The organism is Streptomyces sp. NPDC059895 (genome assembly GCF_042731035.1).
In the GTDB taxonomy this organism is placed as follows: domain Bacteria; phylum Actinomycetota; class Actinomycetes; order Streptomycetales; family Streptomycetaceae; genus Streptomyces.
In genome coordinates this window covers 1-3,091 of sequence record NZ_JBHWKO010000123.1, presented here as the reverse complement: position 1 = coordinate 3,091, position 3,091 = coordinate 1, and the positions used below count along the sequence as shown (strand labels likewise).

General features: G+C 67.0%; 3 protein-coding genes and 2 pseudogenes. 4 read left to right on the top strand and 1 reads right to left on the bottom strand.

Annotated elements, in window-relative coordinates; translation table 11 throughout:
* Positions 1-84, top strand: a pseudogene (locus ACFV9M_RS41900) (transposase); the annotation flags it as partial.
* 7 nt (positions 85-91) lie between these two features.
* On the opposite strand, the gene ACFV9M_RS41895 reads toward ACFV9M_RS41900, so the two are convergent.
* Positions 92-724 (bottom strand): NAD(P)-dependent oxidoreductase, encoded by a 633-nt coding sequence (locus ACFV9M_RS41895; RefSeq protein ID WP_385079840.1) that lies wholly within the window; start codon positions 722-724, stop codon positions 92-94.
* 236 nt (positions 725-960) lie between these two features.
* Between ACFV9M_RS41895 and ACFV9M_RS41890 the strand changes: the two genes are divergently transcribed.
* From ACFV9M_RS41890 to ACFV9M_RS41880, 3 genes and pseudogenes are all read left to right on the top strand, one after another.
* Positions 961-1,269, top strand: coding sequence for a transposase (locus ACFV9M_RS41890; RefSeq protein ID WP_385079843.1), 309 nt, complete (start codon positions 961-963; stop codon positions 1,267-1,269).
* Positions 1,266-2,183, top strand: coding sequence for an IS3 family transposase (locus ACFV9M_RS41885; protein WP_385079846.1), 918 nt, complete (start codon positions 1,266-1,268; stop codon positions 2,181-2,183). The genes ACFV9M_RS41890 and ACFV9M_RS41885 overlap by 4 nt, the downstream gene beginning before the upstream one ends.
* A gap of 115 nt (positions 2,184-2,298) precedes the next feature.
* Positions 2,299-2,997: pseudogene (locus ACFV9M_RS41880) on the top strand (IS5 family transposase); the annotation flags it as partial.
* Positions 2,998-3,091: the final 94 nt, after the last annotated feature.

Sequence of the window (3,091 nt, the reverse complement as noted above, 5' to 3'; positions counted from 1 at the left end):
ATCCGCCGCTACATCATCTGGCGAAACCGCCATGCCGACGACCGACGCCTACGCGCGGTCGTCGACAGGGCAAACGTTGCTTGATGCGGCACTAGCGGGCAACGCCCACCCCTTGCTTCACCGTCCCCGGATCACCGGCCATCGCCAGCATCGCGTGGGCCACGTCCGCCCGGGCCACGAAGCGGCCCCTGGGCGGGAAGCCGCCGACTGCCGTCCGATACCTGCCCGTGAACGGTTTGTTCTGCAGGCGCGGCGGGCGTACAACCGTCCAGTCCGTGGCACTCCGGGTCAACTCGGCCTCCATCTCGCGCAGGTCGGCGTAGACATCCTTGAGGACGGCGGAGACGATGCCGCGCACAGCACGGTCGAGGGGGCCGTCGTCCTCAGGCGCGGGACCGACCGGAGCGGCACTCACCACCAGGAGACGCCGTGTGCCCTCTGCCTCCATGGCGCGCAGCACCGTACGCGTGAGCCGGGTCGCGACTCCGGCATCCTTGCGGCTGCGGGCACCGAGGCCGGACAAGACCGCGTCCTTGCCGGCCACCGCAGGGCGCACGGCCTGCGGGGCGGTCAGGTCGGCGCGGAACACCTCCAGGGCCTCGCCGGTGATGTCCAGTCCGGAAGGGGTCCGTACGACAGCCGTGACCTGGTGTCCCGCGTCCAGTGCCTGCCGGACGATCTCCCGGCCGATGCCTCCTGTAGCACCGAAAACGGTGAGTTTCATAGCCTCTCCAGGGTTCGTGATCGAGTGGGTGAGTGTTGACCCACCCTGTCTTCCTTCAAGGTGAGTAAACAATCACCTACCTGTCAGGACAGGGGGAAGGGGCCATGGAAACCCTGGGCCATACAGCAGAGCAGCCGGAGTCCGCATCCTCGATGCCGCCTACGAACTGAGCTTCCCCCGAGATGCGGAGTGAGTTGACAGAGGGTCAGATGGGATTCATGAGAGGAACATCGACCATGGCTGCCCCCAGAAAGTACTCGCTTGAGTTGCGCGAGCGTGCGGTGCGGATGTACCGCACCTCCGAGTCGAAGCCGCAGATCAAGAAGCTCGCCGTCGACCTCGGTGTGCATCCCGAGGCTCTGCGCGGCTGGATCCGCCAGGCCGAGGCGGACGCCGGCGAACGCGACGACCGGCTCACCACCGACGAACGCGCCGAGCTGGTGGCCCTGCGCAAGGAGAACGCCCAGCTCAAGCGGGCCAACGACGTCCTGCGGACGGCCTCGGCTTTTTTCGCGGCGCAACTCGACCCGACCCGGCCCAGGTGACGGCGCTCGTCGACGAGCATCCCCGCCTGGGAGTCGAGTGCGTCCTGCGGGAACTGCACATTCCCTCCTCCACCTACTACCGCTGGCGCCGGGCAGAGCGCGAACCGTGCGAACGGCAGCGCCGCGATGTCGAGCTGACCGAGCGGATCAAGGAGATCCACACGGATTCCGGTGGCGTCTACGGTTCGCCGCGCGTGCACGCCGCCCTCAGACGCGAGGGCGTTCACGTGGGCCGCAAACGGGTCGAGCGACTGATGCGCGAGGCCGACATCGCGGGCATCAGCCCACGCCGCAAGGGCTTCACGCGCCGCGACCCGAAGGCCACGCTCGCCCCGGACCTGGTCGAGCGGGACTTCACCGCACCGGCGCCGAACCGGCTGTGGGTCACCGACCTCACCATGATCTCGACCGGCGAGGGACCGTTGTGGCTCTCCGCGATCCGCGACGCCTTCTCCCGCCGGGTGGTCGCGTGGGAGACCTCCGCCCGCGCGGACGCCGACCTGGTCCTGACCACCTTGGAATACGCCCTCGCGTCCCGCGAGGTCGAGCCCGGCAAGCTCATCCATCACGCCGACCACGGCTGTCAATATACGTCTATCAAGCTCACAACTCGCATGGTGAGAGCGGGAGTTCAGGCATCGATGGGTTCCGTAGGGGACTCGTACGGCAACGCTCTCGCGGAGAACCTGTGGATGCTGATCAAGACGGAGTGCGTGCGCGGTCGGGTCTTCGCGACCAGGGCCGAGGCAAACCTCGCGCTCTTCGAGTACATCGACGGCTTCTATAACAGTCGACGCATCCAGGAGCGGCTCGGCTGGCTCAGCCCGATCGAGTTCGAGGAGAAGCACTACGCCGACCAGGCGACGGCCGAACCGACGAACCTGAACACCCGTCAACCCGCTCTGACCAGCTGATCAGCACCTCTCAGTGGGCGGTTTGTGAGTCTATGAGTGGCTCTGGTGTCGCCTGATGGTGTGGGCATAGCCGGAACGTGCCGGTCCGATGCCGGTGGCCTGCTGGGATCGGTGGGTGAGTGAACGCAAGCCGTACCAAAGCGACTTGACGGACGAGCAATGGGCGTTGATCGAGCCAGTGCTCACGGCCTGGAAGAACCGGCACCGTTCCGTCAGCGGCCATCAGGGCCGCTACTCGATGCGGGAGATCGTGAACTCGATCCTCTACCAGTCCAGGACCGGCTGTCAGTGGGCTCTCCTGCCGAACGACCTGCCGCCGAAGAGCGCGACGTACTACTACTTCGCCGCCTGGCGGGACGACGGCACCGACCAGCAGATTCATGAACTCCTGCGCTGCCAGGTGCGGGAGAGGAACCGGCGATTAGAGGACCCGACCCTGGTGATCCTGGACACCCAGAGTGTCCGGGCGGCCGCCGGGGTCCCCGCGGTCACGACGGGCAAGGACGCCGCGAAACGGGTGCCGGGCCGCAAGCGGGGCCTGGCCGTGGACGTCCTCGGCCTGGTCATCGCCGTCACCGTGCTGGCCGCGAGTGTCCACGACAACGCTGCTGGCATCGCTCTGCTCGACCAGGTCGCCGTCGCGGCCGGCGGCTCGGTCAGCAAGGCCCTGGTCGACCAGGGCTTCAAGAACCAGGTCGTCACGCACGGGGCCGGACTCGGCATCGACGTCGAGATCGTCCAGCGGAACCCTGAGAAGCAGGGATTCGTTCCGCAGCCCAAACGGTGGCGGGTGGAACAGACCTTCGGGATCTTAGAAGGCTTCTCGAAACCGAGTGTGGGGCTGGGTTCGTGCTGGTCAGGTGTAGTGCCGGGGTGGGTGAGGTAGGTCCGGTGCGTCCGTGGAGGTG

What these genes read in the sequence shown, in the direction of transcription:
- ACFV9M_RS41895 (WP_385079840.1), bottom strand. Translation starts at nt 724, where the DNA reads ATGAAACTCACCGTTTTCGGTGCTACAGGAGGCATCGGCCGGGAGATC.
- ACFV9M_RS41890 (WP_385079843.1), top strand. Translation starts at nt 961, where the DNA reads ATGGCTGCCCCCAGAAAGTACTCGCTTGAGTTGCGCGAGCGTGCGGTG.